This window comes from Streptomyces sp. (assembly GCF_035563135.1).
Lineage (GTDB): Bacteria > Actinomycetota > Actinomycetes > Streptomycetales > Streptomycetaceae > Streptomyces.
Genome location: NZ_DATMVN010000327.1, coordinates 1 through 15,944, shown reverse-complemented (window position 1 = coordinate 15,944; position 15,944 = coordinate 1). Strand labels below are relative to the sequence as shown.

Here is a 15,944-nt window from a genome sequence, read left to right as displayed (position 1 = left end):
TGGACAACGTCCGGGTCCACGCGGGCCCGGACGCCCAGGCGTGGGTCCTGGTCGAGGACGAGCCGGACGCGGTGGCCGTCACGGTCCGGGACGACGGCCCGGGCATCCCGGAGGGCCGGCTCGACCAGGCGGAAGGGGAGGGCCGGCTCGGTGTCGCCCTGTCGATCCGCGGGCGGCTGCGCGACCTGGGAGGCACAGCAGAGCTGATCTCGGTACCCGGCCAGGGCACCGAGGTCGAGTTGAAGGTTCCGAAGGTTCCACGGGGGAAGGCAGGACCGGCCCGATGAGTACACCGAACACGCAGGCGTCCGAGGAGCGGGCCATCAGGGTGATGGTCGTCGACGACCACCCGATGTGGCGCGACGCCGTGGCCCGCGATCTGGCCGAGGCCGGTTTCGACGTGGTCGCGACCGCCGGTGACGGCCCGGGGGCGGTGCGGCGGGCCAGGGCCACCGGGCCCGACGTCCTGGTGCTCGACCTGAACCTGCCGGGGATGCCCGGCGTCCAGGTCTGCAAGGAGCTCGTCGGCTCCCGCCCCGGGCCGCGCGTCCTGGTGCTCTCCGCCAGCGGTGAGCACGCGGACGTCCTGGAGGCCGTGAAGTCGGGGGCCACCGGCTACCTGCTCAAGTCGGCCAGCACCCAGGAGCTGACCGACGCCGTGCGCGCCACCGCCGCCGGCGACCCGGTCTTCACACCGGGCCTCGCCGGGCTGGTGCTCGGCGAATACCGCCGGCTCGCCTCCGACCCCGCTCCGGCGGCCCCCGACCGGCCGAAGGCCCCCCAGCTCACCGACCGCGAGACGGAGGTCCTGCGGCTGGTCGCCAAGGGACTCTCGTACAAGCAGATCGCCGAGCGCCTGGTGATCTCCCACCGCACCGTGCAGAACCACGTCCAGAACACCCTGGGCAAGCTCCAGCTGCACAACCGGGTGGAACTCGTGCGCTACGCCATCGAAGCCGGCCTCGACGACCTCTGACGGACGGCCGCCGCTCATCGCAACGGAAGTCGCACGCCGTCCACGCGGTGCACGAGGACGTCTCCGGCAGGACGGCCGCCTCCGGGGGAAGGACATCGCGCGGGCGCCGGTCCGTGAGGCGGCGGCGCGCCCGAAGACGGGAGCCCTCTCCGGCCGGCTCCTCCGCCGCCGCCCCGCTCCGGCCGGGCGGCGCCCCGGGGCGGCGGGCCGTATATTCGCGAGGACCGGCCCCACCCCTCACCCGGGAGACGTCGTGGAAATCCTGGCATTCGGCGTGCAGTCCGACGAGAAACCGCTGATCGAGAAGGCCTTCGCCGGCCTGTACGACGTCCGCTGCCTGGACGTCTTCCTCACCAGGGACACCGCCCCGATCGCCGCGGGCCACGAGATCATCTCCACCAGCGTCAACGCCGACCTGGGCAGCCCTGTGCTCCAGGCCCTCGCGGCGGGCGGCACGCAGATGATCGCCCAGCGGTCCACCGGCTTCAACAACATCGACCTCGACGTCGCCGAACGGCTCGCCCTGCGCGTCGCCCGCGTCTCGTCCTACTCGCCCCACTCGGTCGCCGAATTCGCCTGGGCCCTGGCCATGGCCGTCAACCGCCGTGTCGTCCGTGCGGTGAGCCGCACCCGGAACTTCGATTTCCGGCTCGACGGGCTCCTCGGCCGGGACATGCACGGCCGCACGGCCGGTGTGGTCGGCACCGGGAAGATCGGTGAGGCGTTCACCCGGATCGCCCACGGCTTCGGCATGGACCTGCTCGGCTGGGACATCGCCGAGAACCCCGCCTGCACCGCGCTCGGCATGAGGTACGTGGACAAGGAGCAGCTCTTCGCCGAGGCCGACCTGATCAGCCTCCATGTGCCGCTGCTGCCGGCCACGGAGCACATCATCGATGCCGGCGCCCTGTCCGTGATGAAGGACGACGCGATCCTCGTCAACTCCAGCCGGGGTGGTCTCATCGACACCCGCGCGCTCGTCACCGAGCTGCGGGCCGGCCGTTTCACCGGTGTCGGACTCGACGTCTACGAGGCGGAGGCGGGGCTCTTCTTCGTCGACAGATCCATGGAGGGCATCGACGACGACACCCTCGCCCGGCTCGTCACCTTCCCCAACGTCATCGTGACCTCGCACCAGGCGTACTACACGCGTGACGCCGTGGAGGAGATCATCGACGCCACCGTGCGGAACGTCACCGACTACCTGGCAGGCCGGCGCAGCGACAACGTCCTGGTCCCGGCGCTCCCAGCAGGCTGAGGGCTCCTGCCCGGACCGGATCGGACCGTCGGCGTGCTCCTGCCCGGACCGGACCGGGCCGTCGGCGTGCTCCTGCCCGGCCGCCGGCCCGATCAGCCCGGCGCTGCTCAGCCGGCCACCGGCAGCGCGGCCAGCAGCCCGGTCAGGATCGCGGCGCCGCGCAGCGTCAGCACCGACTCCGGGTGGAACTGCACCGAGGCGAAGCCCCGGCCCCGCAGCGCGTGCAGCTCGCCGGAGACCGGGTCCCTGCTCGCCTCGATGCCGTGCGCACCCAGCTCCGTGGCCGCGGCGTCGTCGCAGAGCGCGGTGAAGCTGTTGTAGAAACCGACGGTCTCGGGCCTGCCGAACAGGTCGATCCGGGTCTGCGCCCCCTGGTACGGCGCTGCCTTCCGCACGATCTCCAGACCCAGCTCCGCCGCGATCAGCTCGTGGCCGAGGCAGACGCCGAGCAGCCCATGACGGTGTTCCCGCACAAGGCCGGCGGCCAGCCTCCGCAGCAGCCGCATCCTCGGGTCGGCCGCGTCCCCCGGGTCACCGGGGCCGGGCCCCAGCACCACGGGCCCCTCGTGCGCCCGCAGGGCCTCGCGCAGTCCGGGTTCGTCGTGACGGCGCACCGACACCGTGAGGCCCGAGGAGCGCAGCAGATGCGCCAGCATCGCCGTGAAGGTGTCCTCGCCGTCCACCACCAGCGCGTGGCCGGACAGCTCCCGGGTGCGCTCCTGCATCCGCAGCCAGAAGGGGGCCAGCCCGCCGCGCCGGTCGTCCAGGGCCGCCCGCACCCGCGGATCGGAGGCCAGCCGCGGACGGTCCGCCTCCGGCCCGGGACGGTCCGGGCGGACGCCCAGCGCCGCGAGCACACCCGCCGCCTTCGCGTGGGTCTCGGCGACCTCCCCCGCCGGATCGGAGTGGCGTACGAGGGTCGCCCCCACCGGCACGCGCAGCCGGCCGGCCGCGGAGATGTCGGCGGTACGGATCAGGATCGGCGAATCCAGCGTCTGCGTCCCGCCGGGCTCCCGGCTCACCAGCGCCAGCGCGCCCGCGTAGTAGCCGCGGCCCCCCGGCTCGTACCGCTCGATCACCCGGCAGGCGTTCTGCACGGGGGAACCGGTGACCGTCGCCGCGAACATGGTCTCCTTCAGGACCTCGCGCACATCGAGGGAGGAACGCCCGCGCAGCTCGTACTCCGTGTGCGCGAGGTGGGCCATCTCCTTCAGCCGGGGCCCGACCACCACACCGCCCATGTCGCCGACGGTGCACATCATCTTGAGCTCCTCGTCGACCACCATGGAGAGCTCCTCGGTCTCCTTGCGGTCGCCGAGGAAGGCCAGCAGGCTCTCGGCGGTCGGCCCCCCGGGCGGATAGCGGTACGTCCCGCTGATCGGGTTCATCACGACGGTCCCGCCGGACATCCGCACATGGACCTCCGGGCTGGCTCCGACCAGCGTCCTTTCCCCCGTGTGCACCACGAACGTCCAGTACGCCCCGCGCTCACCGGTCAGCAGGCGCCCGAACAGGGCCAGCGCGTCGGCCCGGCCGAAACCGGGGATCTCACCGGTGAAGGTCCGCCGGATCACGAAGTTCGCGCCCTCGCCCTGCCCGATCTCGTCCTCGACGACCCGCCGGACGATGTCCGCGTACTCCTCGTCGGGGACGTCGAAGGCCCCGCCCTCGACCCGCACCCCGTGGCCGGGCAGCTGCGCGAGCACCTCGGCCAGCGGCAGTTCGTGCGCCTCGTCGGCGACCAGCACGGAGAGCGGGGTGCCGTCGTCCCGCACGTCGAATCCGCGCTCGGCGATCTGCCGGAAGGGGACCAGGGCCAGTGAGGGCAGCTCGCCCACCGGGATGCCGGCGAGCCGGTCCGCCTCCCGCACCTCGCCGGTCAGGAGCTCGACGGTGTCATGGTCCCGGCCGGGCGTGCGCCTGCGCAGCAGCGCGAAGGGCGGGGCGTCGTCACGGAGCAGGGCGGACAGCAGACCGGCGGCACGGCCGGGCTGGGGCATGGGCTCGGGCATGGATGTTCCTTACCTGTCGGAGGAACGGCTCCCGGCTCCGGAACGCGGAGAAGGCCGCCCTCGGGCGGCCTTCGCGAAGTCTGTACGCGCGATGAATCAGCGGGCCGCCGGAGGAGCGGTCCACCACCAGTTCTGGGTCGTCTGCGCGAACATGCCCCGTACCTTAGCGGAAACGGAGGGACGGACGAGCGCGCGTCTCATTTGTTGAGCGGGCGGAGGGGCGCCCTCGCCGACCCCGTAGTGTTGTCAAGGTGACCGTGAACGCCAATACCTCCGTCGCCGGTGGCCACACCTGGCGAGACCTTCCCGCGGCGCAGCAGCCCGAGTACCCCGATGCCGAGGCTCTGCGCGACGTACTCGCGGACCTCGAGTCGTATCCTCCGCTCGTCTTCGCCGGCGAGTGCGACCAGCTGCGCGCCCGCCTGGGAGCCGTCGCCAAGGGCGAGGCGTTCCTGCTGCAGGGCGGCGACTGCGCCGAGGCCTTCGACGCCGTGTCCGCAGAGCACATCCGGGCCAAGCTGAAGACACTGCTCCAGATGAGCGCCGTACTGACGTACGCGGCCTCCGTGCCCGTCGTCAAGATCGGCCGTATCGCCGGGCAGTACTCCAAGCCGCGCTCCAAGCCGACCGAGACCCGCGACGGCGTGACCCTGCCGACCTACCGCGGCGACTCCGTCAACGGCTTCGAATTCACCGAGGCCGCCCGCATCCCGGACCCCGAGCGGCTGAAGCGGATGTACCACGCGTCCGCTTCCACGCTGAACCTGGTGCGCGCCTTCACCACCGGCGGTTACGCCGACCTGCGCCAGGTCCACGCCTGGAACCAGGACTTCGTGAAGTCCTCGCCGTCCGGGCAGCGTTACGAGGCCCTGGCCCGCGAGATCGACAACGCGCTGAACTTCATGAAGGCGTGCGGAACGGACCCGGCCGAGTTCAGGGCGGTCGAGTTCTACGCCTCGCACGAGGCGCTGCTGCTCGACTACGAGTCCGCGCTCACCCGCACCGACTCGCGTACCGGTCAGCTCTACGACACCTCGGGCCACATGGTCTGGGTCGGTGAGCGCACCCGCCAGACGGACGGCGCGCACATCGAGTTCGCCTCGAAGATCCGCAACCCCATCGGCATCAAGCTCGGCCCGACGACCACCGTCGACGAGGCGCTCGGCTACATCGACCGTCTCGACCCCGAGCGCGAGCCGGGCCGGCTGACCTTCATCGTCCGTATGGGCGCCGACAAGGTCCGCGACAAGCTCCCCGAGCTGGTCGAGAAGGTCACCGCCTCCGGTGCCCAGGTCGTGTGGGTCACCGACCCGATGCACGGGAACACCTTCGAGGCCGCCTCCGGTCACAAGACGCGCCGCTTCGACGACGTGCTGGACGAGGTCAAGGGCTTCTTCGAGGTACACAAGCAGCTCGGGACGCACCCCGGCGGCATCCACGTCGAACTCACGGGTGACGACGTCACCGAGTGCGTCGGCGGCGGCCACGAGATCTTCGTGGACGACCTGCACCAGCGTTACGAGACGGCCTGCGACCCGCGCCTCAACCGCAGCCAGTCCCTCGACCTGGCCTTCCTGGTCGCCGAGATGTACCGCGACCAGTAAGAACCACCTTCGGTGACACCTGTGGGGCACGGATCGATGTGATCCGTGCCCCACAGGCGTACCGGGGCTTTTGCGTGCGGGGGCTCGCGGGTAAGGTTAGGTTAGCCTCACCGAAACTTCGGGACGGCGTAACGATCGACCCGTCGGGAGGTGAACCGCATGTACGTCTGTTCCTGCTTCGGCATCACGGAAGAGCAGGTGAAGCAGCATGCGGACGGCGGAGCGTGCACGCCCCGCCAGATCGCTTCCGCCTGCAAGGCCGGCACCGACTGCGGTGGCTGCGTCCGCAGGATCCAGGCGCTGCTCGGCCGGGGCGACTGCTCCCGCCGTGAGCTCGCCGAAGGACGTACGGCGCCGGCGGGCGCCCCGGCCGGTGCGCCCGCCGCCCTCAGCGGTGCCTCGGGCGTCAGGCTTTCCGACGCCGCCTGACGCACCCGCGCCGGACCGTCGCGAAGCCGTCCCGGCCCGTGTGGATCAGCTCTCCGGCTGCTCGATCAGCTGGGCGAGGTAGAGCGGCTCACCGAGCTTCTCGATCAGCTCCAGCTGGGTGTCGAGATAGTCGATGTGGTGTTCCTCGTCCGCCAGGATCGCCTCGAAGATGTTCGCCGAAGTGATGTCGCCCTTGGCGCGCATCACCTCGATGCCCCGCCTGAGGCGGTCGATCGCCTCCACCTCCACCTGGCGGTCGGCCTGGAACATCTCGGTGACCGTCTGCCCGACCCGCACATGGAAGAGCCGCTGGTAGTTGGGCAGGCCGTCGAGGAACAGGATCCGGTCGGTGAGGATCTCCGCGTGCTTCATCTCGTCGAACGATTCGGCCCGGGTGTACTTGGCGAGCTTCGTCCAGCCGAAGTTCTCCTGCATCTTCGCGTGCAGGAAGTACTGATTGATGGCAGTCAATTCGGCGGTCAGCTGTTCGTTCAGGAACTCGAGGACCTCGGGGTCGCCCTGCATCGCAGAGGCTCCTTCCAACCGGTGAACTGGGCACGTTTGCGCGCATCCTCGCATCGCCTCGTGCAGCCGTCCAGTAAGTGCATGCTTAGTACGAGTTGCCCGAATCAACTCTCCCCTGGTCATGACCACCCCTGCCTGTCTGTCACCATGGAGGCATGGGTCAGCCGGAAAGCCGGGAACGCGGCACAGCAGAGCAGTCCGGGCTTCCCCCGGGGCAGCGACTGCAGCGCGGCTGGCCGGTCACCCATTACGGGCCCGTGCCCAAGTTCAAACCGGACCGCTGGGAGTTCCGGGTCTTCGGAGCCACGGCCGACGGCGGCAAGCACTGCTGGAATCACCAGGAATTCAGTGCGCTTCCCTTCTCCTCCGTCGTCGCGGACCTCCACTGCGTGACGAAATTCAGCATGCTGGGAGCCGAATGGGGCGGAATCCCGGCCCGCGAGGTCGTGGAACTGGCGCCGCCCGCGCCCCATGTCACCCATGTGATGGTCTGGGCCGAATACGGATTCAGCTCGAATCTCCGCATCGCCGACTTCGTGTCGGACCGGACGCTGTTCGCCACCCATAAGGACGGCGAGCTGCTCACCGCCGAGCACGGATTCCCGCTGCGCCTGGTCGTGCCGCACCTGTACGCCTGGAAGGGACCCAAATGGGTCCGGGGCATCGAATACATGACGGCCGACCGCCGCGGGTTCTGGGAGGAGCGCGGATACCACAACATCGGCGACCCGTGGAGCGAGCAGCGCTACTCCTACCAGGAGGAGCCCGGGGACGGCCCCGAGCTCTGAGCGGCCCGGAGGGCCCGCACGGCAGCCGCTCTCACCCGGCGGCGGGGCCCCGGAGCTCTTTCAGCCGCGCCACGTCCGCGGCATGGCCCTCCTTGCCGCCGGGTGTCTCGATGACCAGCGGCACGCCTTCGGTCGCCGGATGCGAGAACAGCTCACGGAACGGCTCCGCGCCGATATGACCCGCGCCGATGTTCTCGTGCCGGTCCTTGTGGGCGCCCGCCACGTCCTTGGAGTCATTGGCGTGGATCAGCTTCAGCCGCCCCTCGCCGACCGTGTCCACCAGCAGATCCAGGGTCTGCCGCATACCGGAGGGGCCGGTCAGGTCGTGGCCCGCCGCGTAGATGTGGCAGGTGTCCAGACAGACCCCCAGCTTGGGATGGGAGTCCAGGGCGTCGAAATACGGGCCGAAGTCCCAGGTCCGCGAACAGAGCGAGGATCCCTGCCCGGCGGTCGACTCCAGCAGCAGGAAGGGATCGTCGTCGTGGGTCAGCTCGTCCAGCAGCGGGAGCATGTGCGTACGCACCTGGGCGAGGGCTTCCCCGCGCGGACGCCCGCCGGTCGCCGAACCGGTGTGGACCACCACACCCAGGGCGCCGATCTCCCGCGCCCGGCGCAGGGAGTGGCGCAGCGACAGGACCGAACGCTCGACGGTGGCCTCGGTGTGCGAGCCGAAGTTGATCAGATACGGGGCGTGGACGTACGCCGGGATCGACCCGGCCGCGCACTCCGAGCGGAACAGCTCGTCCTGCGCCGGGTTCCCGGGCGGGGTCGCCCAGCCGCGCGGATTGGCGACGAAGACCTGCACGGTCTCGGCCGCCAGCTCCCGCGCGTGGCCGAGGCCGGTCCTGGCGAGTCCGCCGGCCACGGGAACATGACCGCCTATCGGGTTGCGCATGTGCTGCCAGTCCTCGGTGGGTCTACAGGGCCTTGGTCCTGAGGGTGATCGTGGAGCCTTCGGCGGCCTTCTCGCCGCCCTCGACCGACTGACTCTTGACCGTGTCGCTGAAGGAGAGGAGCGGACGGTCGACCTCGACCTCGAACCCCGCCTTCTCCAGTGTGCTCCGGGCCTGGTCGACGTCCTTGCCCGTGACATCGGGGACCGGGAGCATACGCGGGCCCTTGGAGACCGTCAGCTCCACGGTGTCGCCCTCGGCGGCCTCCGCACCGCTGCCGGGCGTCTGCCGGGCGATCTCGCCCGACGCCTCGGGCGAGTTGATCCGGTCGGTCAGCACCTTCGCGTCGAGGCCCGCCTCCTCCAGTGCGGCCTCGGCCTCCCCGGCCGGGAGACCGGTGACGTCGGGCACGTCCACCGGGCTGCCCTTGCTGACGACCAGGGCGACCGCCGAGTCGGGACGGCGCTCGGCACCGGCCCGCGGGTCCGTACGGATCACCTCGCCCCGGTCGATCTCCTCACTGAACTCCCGGGTCACCATGCCGGGGGCCAGCCCCGACTTCTTCAGCTCACGCCGGGCATCGGCGAGCGCGAGGCTTTCGACGTCGGGGACCTTCACGATCTCCGGACCGCGCGAGATCACCAGCTTCACCGCGTCGTTGCCGCGGATCCGCTCACCGGAGCCGGGATCGCTGCTGATCACCGTGCCGCGCTGCACCGTGTCGCTGTAGGCGCGCTCGACACCCTTCAGACCGAGCCCCTCGTCCGCGAGCCGCTTCTCGGCAGCGCTCTCGGTCTTGCCCAGGAGGGAGGGGACCTGGGTGAACTGTCCCGAGTTGATGTACCAGACGCCCGCTCCGGCCCCCAGCACCAGCAACACGGCGACGAGCACGGCGACCGGCCCCCGCCGGCCCCGGCCCGCGAAGGGCCCGCGCCGCACGCGGCCGGGACCGTCGGACACGGGCGGAGGCATCTCCAGCCGGCTGGTGTGGTGCGCGGTGCCCTGACCGGCCGGGATGACCCTGGGGATCACACTCGTACGGTCCTCGGCGGTGTCATGGACCTCCGCGATGGCCTGCGGAGGCACCGCGTCGAGCTGCTCCGGGGTGAGGGCCGCCCTCATCTCCCGGGACTTCGCGAGCAGGGCCACCGCGTCGGACGGACGGGCGTCGGGGTCGCGTGCGGTCGCCGCGGCCACCAGTTCGTCCAGCCCGGCGGCCAGACCCGCGACGGCGCCGGACGGCGCCGGGACGTCCTCGTTCAGGTGCTGGTAGATGACCTGCGCGGCCGTGTCCCCGGCGTGGGGCTTTCCACCGGTCAGCATCTCGTAGAGCACCACACCGCAGGCGTACACATCGGACCGGGTGTCGGCCGTGCCCTGCTCGATCTGCTCCGGGGCGAGATACGACACCGTGCCCAGGAGCGAGCCGGTGGTGTCGGTGGCGGTCCCCACAGCGCGTACGAGACCGAAGTCGGCGACCTTGACCCGGCCGTCGTCCCCTATGAGGACGTTCTCCGGCTTCATGTCCCGGTGGACGAACCCCGCACGGTGCGCGGCGCCGAGCGCGGCCAGCACCGGTTCGAGGATGTCCAGAGCGGCCCGGGGCTGCAGCGCCCCGCGCTCGCGCAGGACATCACGCAGGGTGCACCCCGCGACGTACTCCATCGCCAGGTACACGTACGCGCCCTGGGCGCCCTGGTCGAAGACGCCCACCACATTGGGGTGGGCGAGCCGGGCGACGGACTTGGCCTCGCGGATGAAGCGTTCGACGAACGCGGCGTCGGTCGCCAGCGCCGGGTGCATCACCTTGAGGGCGAGCACCCGGTCGAGCCGGGTGTCCACGGCCCGGTAGACCGTGGCCATACCGCCGACGGCGATGCGCGCATCGATGCGATAGCGGCCGTCGAGCAGCTGCCCGACGAGGGGGTCCTGGAGGGTCGTGTCCACGGGGCGAGTCTACGAGCTGCCACGGACACGGCGGAGCGGCCAGGGTCTCCCGGGGGCCGTTCCGGTGCGGAGCCGTGACAGGAGCATGCACGTGCTGTGACCGCAGGCCCGCCGCCGGCGCCCGGATCTCAGAAGGCCGGGCGCTCCGGATCCAGTACCGCACGGCCCTTCGCCGGCGAGGACGCCTCGGCGAAATGCCGGCGCGGGATGCGTCCCGCCCGGTACGCCAGGCGTCCGCCGTCCACCGCGTGCCGCATCGCGGCCGCCATCAGCTCCGGCTCCTGCGCCCGGGTCACCGCCGAGGCGAGCATCACAGCGGCACAGCCCAGTTCCATCGCCAGCGCCGCGTCCGACGCGGTCCCCGCACCGGCGTCCAGGATCACCGGGACCCCGGCCTGCTCGACGATCAGCTGGAAGTTGTGGGGGTTGCGGATGCCGAGCCCGGACCCGATCGGGGAGCCCAGAGGCATGATCGCGGCGCAGCCCACGTCCTGGAGCTTGCGGGCCAGGACCGGGTCGTCATTGGTGTACGGCAGGACCGTGAAACCGTCGTCGACCAGGATCTCGGCGGCGTCCAGCAGCTCGATCGGGTCGGGCAGCAGGGTCCGCTCGTCGGCCACGACCTCCAGCTTGATCCAGTCGGTGCCCAGCGCCTCCCGGGCCAGCCGTGCCGTCAGCACGGCCTCGCCGGCGGTGAAGCAGCCGGCGGTGTTCGGCAGGACCTGGATCGAGAGGCGCTCCAGCACCGAGAGCACCGAACCCTGCACGGTCGGGTCCAGCCGGCGCATCGCCACGGTGGTCAGCTCGGTGCCCGAGGCGATCAGGGAGCGTTCCAGCACGTCGAGGCTGGGGGCCCCGCCCGTCCCCATGATCAGACGTGACGAGAACGTGGTGGCTCCGAGCACGAAGAGGTCGTCGGACATGGTCAGCCTCCCTGAACCGCGGTGAGTACCTCGACGCGGTCGCCGCCGGCGAGTGCGGTGGCGGACCACTGGCCGCGTGGGACGACGGCCTCGTTGACCGCGGCGGCGACCCCGGAGCGGGCCGCGGTCAGCTCCGCGACGAGGGTGTCCAGGGTGGTGCCGGCGGGGACGGAGCGCTCCTCCCCGTTGACGGAGACGGCGACGGCGGGCAGGGGGGCGGGGACGGATGCGGGCACGGGCTGTGTCATACGGGCTGCTCCTGCGGCACGGGGGCGGTGTCTTCGGGGGAGGGGTGCGATGAGGCCCCCGGCGCGCCGGCGACGGGGGCGAAGCGGCGCGGGGAGAAGGAGCGGCCGACCTCGGGCAGCTCGCCGGTGGTCAGCACGTGAGCCATCACATCGCCGGTGACGGGGGTCAGCAGCACCCCGTTGCGGTGGTGCCCGGTGGCGAGGTGCAGTCCGGGAAGGGCGGTGGGGCCCAGCAGCGGCGCGTTGTCCGGCGAGGCGGGCCGCAGACCGGCCCGGGTCTCGGTCAGCGGCAGCTCGGTGATGCCGGGCACCAGCTCATGGGCGTCACGCAGCAGCTCGTACACCCCGCCCGCGGTGACCGTGGTGTCCCAGCCCAGCTCCTCGGTGGTCGCGCCCAGGACCAGCTCACCGTTCGCACGCGGGACCAGATAGACGTGGCCGCCGCGCACGACGGCGCGCACCGTCCTGCTGAGGAAGGGGGCGTACGCGGGAGGCACGGTCAGCCGCAGAACCTGTCCCTTGACCGGGCGCACCGGCGGCAGTACCGCCTCGGGGACCCCCTGGAGCCGGCCGCTGAGACTCCCGCCGGCGAGTACCACCTGGCCGGCCGCGAGCTCCGTGCCGTCCGCCAGGACGGCTCCCGTGGCCCGGCCTCCCGTGACGGAGAGCCGCTGGACCCAGGCGCGCCGGAAGACCACCCCCGCCCGCTCGCACGCGGTGACCAGCGCCGAGGCCAGCCGCCGGGGATCCACCTGGTGGTCGCCGTCGACCCGCAGCCCGCCGCGCACGCCGGGGGCGAGCATCGGCTCCAGGCGGCGGCACTCGCGGCCGCTGAGCCATTCGGACTCCAGTCCCGAACGCTGCTGCAGGGCGTGCAGTTCGCGAAGATGCGCCCGGTCGTCGGAGTCCAGGGCGACGGACAGGGTGCCGCAGGCGCGGAAGCCGGTCTCCTGCCCGCTCGCCTCCTCCAGCTCGGCCACGAACGCCGGATAGCGCGCCGCGGAGGCCACGTTGAGGCCGAGCAGCATCTGCTCGCCGTAGTGGAGTTCGGTGACGGCGGCCAGCATCCCGGCCGCGACCTGCGCGGCGCCGCCGCCCGGTGCGGGATCGGCCAGCGTGGTGCGCAGGCCCTGCTGGGCCGACCGCCAGGCGGTCACCAGGCCGATGATGCCGCCTCCGACGACCAGGACGTCGGAACTCTCCGCGGAGCTACGCATGGGTGTCCAGCCCCTCCCTTCGCCGGCATGACCCGGATCAGGTTCGTACGGTCGGAGGCCGGTCAGCCTCCCTCTCAGCCCGGTGCGTCCGGACTCCCGTGAGTGTCTTACGGTGGCCACCCTAAACCCCACCGCCCGCAGCCAGTAAGGGAGCCGTACCCGTGGCCCGTTCACTCGACGGACTCGTCCTCTCGCCGGTCGCCGACCAGGCCCCCGGCCAGGTCGGGACCCGGACCCGGTTCACGTACCACGAGCAGGACGGCCGGATATGGGCCGAGTACACGGGTGGCGACGTCGTGCGCGGGCACCTCGTCGGCACCCGGGACGGGGACACCCTGGACTTCCGTTACGTCCAGTTGAAGCAGGACGGGACGACCTCCTGCGGGCACTGCGTCTCGGCCGTCACCGATCTTTCCGACGGACGGGTCCGTCTGGACGAGACCTGGGCATGGGAGTCCCAGGAGGGCAGCGGGACCAGTGTGGTCGAGGAGCTCATGAAGTGACACCGCGTCAGATGGCTGGTGCCGCGTCGGCCGGGGCCCGCCCCGTCGCGACGGGCGAACCCCGGCCGGCACGGCACTAGGGTGGGCGGGTGAGCCAGCAGACACAGCACCTTGCAGGGGAGCGCCGGTCGCGGGGCGTCGTGATCGTGGGCGCCGGCATGGCCGGTGTGCAGACGGCCGTGGCCCTGCGCGAACAGGGCTTTACCGGTCCCGTCACCCTGATCGGTGCCGAACCGCACCAGCCCTACGACAGGCCGCCCCTGTCCAAGGCGCTCCTGCTCGGCGAGGCGGAGGGCTCCGCATTCGACGTCGACTTCGAGGCCCTGGACGTCACGGTGCGCCTGGGACTCGATGTGACCGGCCTGCGTGCCGACGCCCATGAGCTGGACACCCCCCAGGGGCCCGTCGCCTACGACGTGCTGGTCCTCGCCACCGGAGCGGAACCCGTCGCACTGCCCGGTTCCGAGGGCGTGCCCGGCGTCCACCTGCTGCGCACCCTCGACGACGCCGCCCGGCTGCGGCCCGTCCTGGAGCGGCAGGACGACGTGGTCGTCGTCGGAGCGGGCTGGATCGGCGCCGAGTTCGCCACCGCCGCCCGCGCGGCCGGCTGCGCGGTCACCGTCGTCGAGGCCGCGGACCGCCCCCTCGCGGGCACGATGCCCGCCGAGGTCGCCGCTCCGATGGCCGGCTGGTACGCCGACAGCGGAGCCGAACTCCTCACCGGCGCCCGGGTCGCACGGGTGGAACAGGGCGCGGTCCACCTGGCCGACGGCCGGGTGATCCCCGCCGGAGCGGTGGTCGTGGGCATCGGCGCGCGGCCCGCCACCGCATGGCTCGCGGGTTCGGGCATCGCACTCGGACCGGACGGCTCGGTCACCGCGGACAGCTCGCTGCGCACCTCCCTGCCCGATGTCCACGCGGTGGGCGACTGCGCCTCCTTCCCGTCCGCCCGCTACGGGCAGCGGCTGCTGGTCCACCACTGGGACAACGCGCTCCAGGGGCCCCGGACGGTCGCCGCCGCGCTCGCGGACGGCGCGGCCAGGACGTACGACCCGGTGCCCTACTTCTGGTCCGAGCAGTTCGGACGCTTCGTCCAGTACGCCGGCCATCACGCCGGTGCCGACACGCTGCTGTGGCGGGGCGATCCCGCGGATCCGTCCTGGACGGTCTGCTGGCTGAGGCAGGGGGTCCTGGTCGCCCTGCTGGCGGTCGGCAGGCCCCGCGACCTGGCGCAGGGCCGCAAGCTCGTCGAGGCCGGGGCGAGGATCGATGCGGCACGGGCCGCCGACTCCTCCGTACCGCTGAAATCGGCGGCGCTCCGGGGGGAGTGACGGCCCCGTACGGTCGGCCCGGGTACCGACTGCCGGTCCGGGATGGCACGCTTGTCCTTGTGACCGAGATTGACGCAAAGATCGATGCTCTCGTCCCCGCCTGGCTCCACCTTCCCGACATCGCGGAAATGCTCGATGTCGAGGTGACGCGTGTACGGCAGCTGGTCAAGGAGGGCCAGCTCATCGCCGTACGACGTGGTGAGAACCGGACGCTCCAGGTGCCTGCCGCCTTCATCGACGGCAACAAGGTGGTCAAGGGGCTCGCAGGGACCCTGACGCTCCTGAGGGACGACGGCTACAACGACGAAGAGATGCTGGACTGGCTCTTCACCCCCGACCCGACCCTGCCCGGCACCCCCGCGCAGGCCCTGAGCGAGAATCGCGGTACGGAGGTGAAGCGCCGGGCCCAGGCGCTCGCCGTCTGACCGGGCGACCGTGAGTGGGGTGCGGGCCGTGGCACACGCGGCCCGCACTCCGCCGTTATCGGGATCGCCGCCACGGCGATCCCTCCACCTTCCGGGCGATTCGTCGCCGCACAAACGATTCGCGCACAAACGATTCGCCGCACACCTGATCCATCGACGCACCGACGGGGGAAACCATCATGTCCACGCCTCGCACCCGGCTTTCCGGCGCCCGGCTCTATCTGTGCACGGACGCCCGCAAGCGGCAGGGCGACCTCCCCGAGTTCCTCGACGCCGTGCTGTCCAGTGGCGTGGACATCGTGCAGTTGCGGGACAAGGGCATGGAGGCGGCCGAGGAGCTCGAACACCTCGCGGTCCTCGCCGACGCCTGCAAGCGCCACGGCGCGCTCCTCGCGGTGAACGACCGGGCCGACGTGGCCCATGCCGCAGGCTCCGACGTGCTGCACCTGGGCCAGGGCGATCTGCCGGTCCCCGCCGCCCGCGCCGTGATCGGCGGTGACGTGGTCATCGGCCGCTCCACCCACGCCGAGGCCGAGGTCGACGCGGCCGTCGCCGAGGCGGGGACCGACTACTTCTGCACGGGCCCCTGCTGGCCCACTCCGACCAAGCCGGGCCGGTACGCCCCGGGCCTCGGCCTCGTGCGGTACGCCGCCTCGCTCGGCACGACACGGCCGTGGTTCGCCATCGGAGGGATCGACGCGGGCAACCTGGACGAGGTGCTGGACGCCGGCGCACGCCGCGTCGTCGTCGTGCGGGCGATCACCGAGGCGGAAGATCCGCGCGCGGCGGCCGCGGCGCTGGCAGCCCGGCTGCGCGCCTGACTTCCCGCCCCCGGATGCAGCGAAAGCGGCTTTCGGTGCACTCG

Annotated in this window: 18 protein-coding genes and 1 riboswitch; of the genes, 10 read left to right on the top strand and 8 right to left on the bottom strand. The window is 71.8% G+C overall.

Annotated elements, in window-relative coordinates:
- The 3 genes from VN520_RS14395 to VN520_RS14385 form a co-directional block, all read left to right on the top strand.
- A partial coding sequence (locus VN520_RS14395; protein ID WP_325747302.1) for an ATP-binding protein occupies positions 1 to 287 on the top strand: 287 nt, incomplete at its 5' end.
- Entirely contained in the window at positions 284 to 976 is a 693-nt protein-coding gene (locus tag VN520_RS14390) for a response regulator transcription factor (protein ID WP_325747301.1), read from the top strand. The genes VN520_RS14395 and VN520_RS14390, both read left to right, overlap by 4 nt.
- Before the next feature lie 253 nt (positions 977 to 1,229).
- Entirely contained in the window at positions 1,230 to 2,234 is a 1,005-nt protein-coding gene (locus VN520_RS14385; protein WP_325747300.1) for a 2-hydroxyacid dehydrogenase, read from the top strand.
- 107 nt (positions 2,235 to 2,341) lie between these two features.
- Here the strand turns inward: VN520_RS14385 and VN520_RS14380 are convergent, their stop codons facing one another.
- Positions 2,342 to 4,246: an anthranilate synthase family protein gene (locus VN520_RS14380; RefSeq protein WP_325747299.1), complete on the bottom strand. Its 1,905-nt coding sequence runs from the start codon at positions 4,244 to 4,246 to the stop codon at positions 2,342 to 2,344.
- 96 nt (positions 4,247 to 4,342) lie between these two features.
- Complete coding sequence (locus VN520_RS39635) at positions 4,343 to 4,399, bottom strand: trp operon leader peptide (RefSeq protein ID WP_361655543.1); 57 nt, start codon at positions 4,397 to 4,399, stop codon at positions 4,343 to 4,345.
- Positions 4,400 to 4,503: 104 nt separating this feature from the next.
- On the opposite strand from VN520_RS39635, the gene VN520_RS14375 reads away from it, so the two are divergent.
- Together VN520_RS14375 and VN520_RS14370 are read left to right on the top strand one after the other, a co-directional pair.
- Positions 4,504 to 5,850 carry a class II 3-deoxy-7-phosphoheptulonate synthase gene (locus tag VN520_RS14375; RefSeq protein ID WP_325747298.1) on the top strand — a complete coding sequence of 449 codons (1,347 nt, stop codon included), beginning with the start codon at positions 4,504 to 4,506 and terminating at the stop codon, positions 5,848 to 5,850.
- 159 nt (positions 5,851 to 6,009) lie between these two features.
- Positions 6,010 to 6,279, top strand: a complete 270-nt coding sequence (locus VN520_RS14370) for a (2Fe-2S)-binding protein (protein WP_325747297.1) — start codon at positions 6,010 to 6,012, stop codon at positions 6,277 to 6,279.
- A gap of 45 nt (positions 6,280 to 6,324) precedes the next feature.
- Here VN520_RS14370 and bfr read toward each other — a convergent pair whose 3' ends face one another.
- A complete protein-coding gene (gene bfr / locus VN520_RS14365) occupies positions 6,325 to 6,804 on the bottom strand; it encodes a bacterioferritin (RefSeq protein WP_325747296.1) in 480 nt (159 codons plus the stop codon).
- A gap of 155 nt (positions 6,805 to 6,959) precedes the next feature.
- On the opposite strand from bfr, the gene VN520_RS14360 reads away from it, so the two are divergent.
- Positions 6,960 to 7,592 carry a sulfite oxidase-like oxidoreductase gene (locus VN520_RS14360; protein ID WP_325747295.1) on the top strand — a complete coding sequence of 211 codons (633 nt, stop codon included), beginning with the start codon at positions 6,960 to 6,962 and terminating at the stop codon, positions 7,590 to 7,592.
- A gap of 31 nt (positions 7,593 to 7,623) precedes the next feature.
- Here VN520_RS14360 and VN520_RS14355 read toward each other — a convergent pair whose 3' ends face one another.
- From VN520_RS14355 to thiO, 5 genes are all read right to left on the bottom strand, one after another.
- On the bottom strand, positions 7,624 to 8,487 hold the full coding sequence (locus VN520_RS14355; protein WP_325747294.1) for a deoxyribonuclease IV: 864 nt from the start codon (positions 8,485 to 8,487) through the stop codon (positions 7,624 to 7,626).
- A gap of 22 nt (positions 8,488 to 8,509) precedes the next feature.
- Entirely contained in the window at positions 8,510 to 10,432 is a 1,923-nt protein-coding gene (gene pknB, locus VN520_RS14350) for a Stk1 family PASTA domain-containing Ser/Thr kinase (protein ID WP_325747293.1), read from the bottom strand.
- A 128-nt stretch (positions 10,433 to 10,560) separates the two neighbouring features.
- On the bottom strand, positions 10,561 to 11,355 hold the full coding sequence (locus VN520_RS14345; protein ID WP_325747292.1) for a thiazole synthase: 795 nt from the start codon (positions 11,353 to 11,355) through the stop codon (positions 10,561 to 10,563).
- Between the two features lie 2 nt (positions 11,356 to 11,357).
- Complete coding sequence (thiS, locus tag VN520_RS14340; protein ID WP_325747291.1) at positions 11,358 to 11,603, bottom strand: sulfur carrier protein ThiS; 246 nt, start codon at positions 11,601 to 11,603, stop codon at positions 11,358 to 11,360.
- On the bottom strand, positions 11,600 to 12,820 hold the full coding sequence (gene thiO, locus VN520_RS14335) for a glycine oxidase ThiO (RefSeq protein WP_325747290.1): 1,221 nt from the start codon (positions 12,818 to 12,820) through the stop codon (positions 11,600 to 11,602). Before thiO ends, thiS begins: the two co-directional genes overlap by 4 nt.
- Positions 12,818 to 12,930, bottom strand: a riboswitch (TPP riboswitch). (Overlaps the previous gene by 3 nt.)
- A gap of 51 nt (positions 12,931 to 12,981) precedes the next feature.
- On the opposite strand from thiO, the gene VN520_RS14330 reads away from it, so the two are divergent.
- From VN520_RS14330 to thiE, 4 genes are all read left to right on the top strand, one after another.
- Positions 12,982 to 13,323 carry a hypothetical protein gene (locus VN520_RS14330; protein ID WP_325747289.1) on the top strand — a complete coding sequence of 114 codons (342 nt, stop codon included), beginning with the start codon at positions 12,982 to 12,984 and terminating at the stop codon, positions 13,321 to 13,323.
- An 89-nt stretch (positions 13,324 to 13,412) separates the two neighbouring features.
- Positions 13,413 to 14,654 (top strand): FAD-dependent oxidoreductase, encoded by a 1,242-nt coding sequence (locus tag VN520_RS14325; RefSeq protein ID WP_325747288.1) that lies wholly within the window; start codon positions 13,413 to 13,415, stop codon positions 14,652 to 14,654.
- A 59-nt stretch (positions 14,655 to 14,713) separates the two neighbouring features.
- Complete coding sequence (locus VN520_RS14320; RefSeq protein ID WP_014045440.1) at positions 14,714 to 15,079, top strand: Rv2175c family DNA-binding protein; 366 nt, start codon at positions 14,714 to 14,716, stop codon at positions 15,077 to 15,079.
- Between the two features lie 179 nt (positions 15,080 to 15,258).
- A complete protein-coding gene (gene thiE, locus VN520_RS14315) occupies positions 15,259 to 15,900 on the top strand; it encodes a thiamine phosphate synthase (RefSeq protein ID WP_325747287.1) in 642 nt (213 codons plus the stop codon).
- Positions 15,901 to 15,944 lie beyond the last annotated feature (44 nt).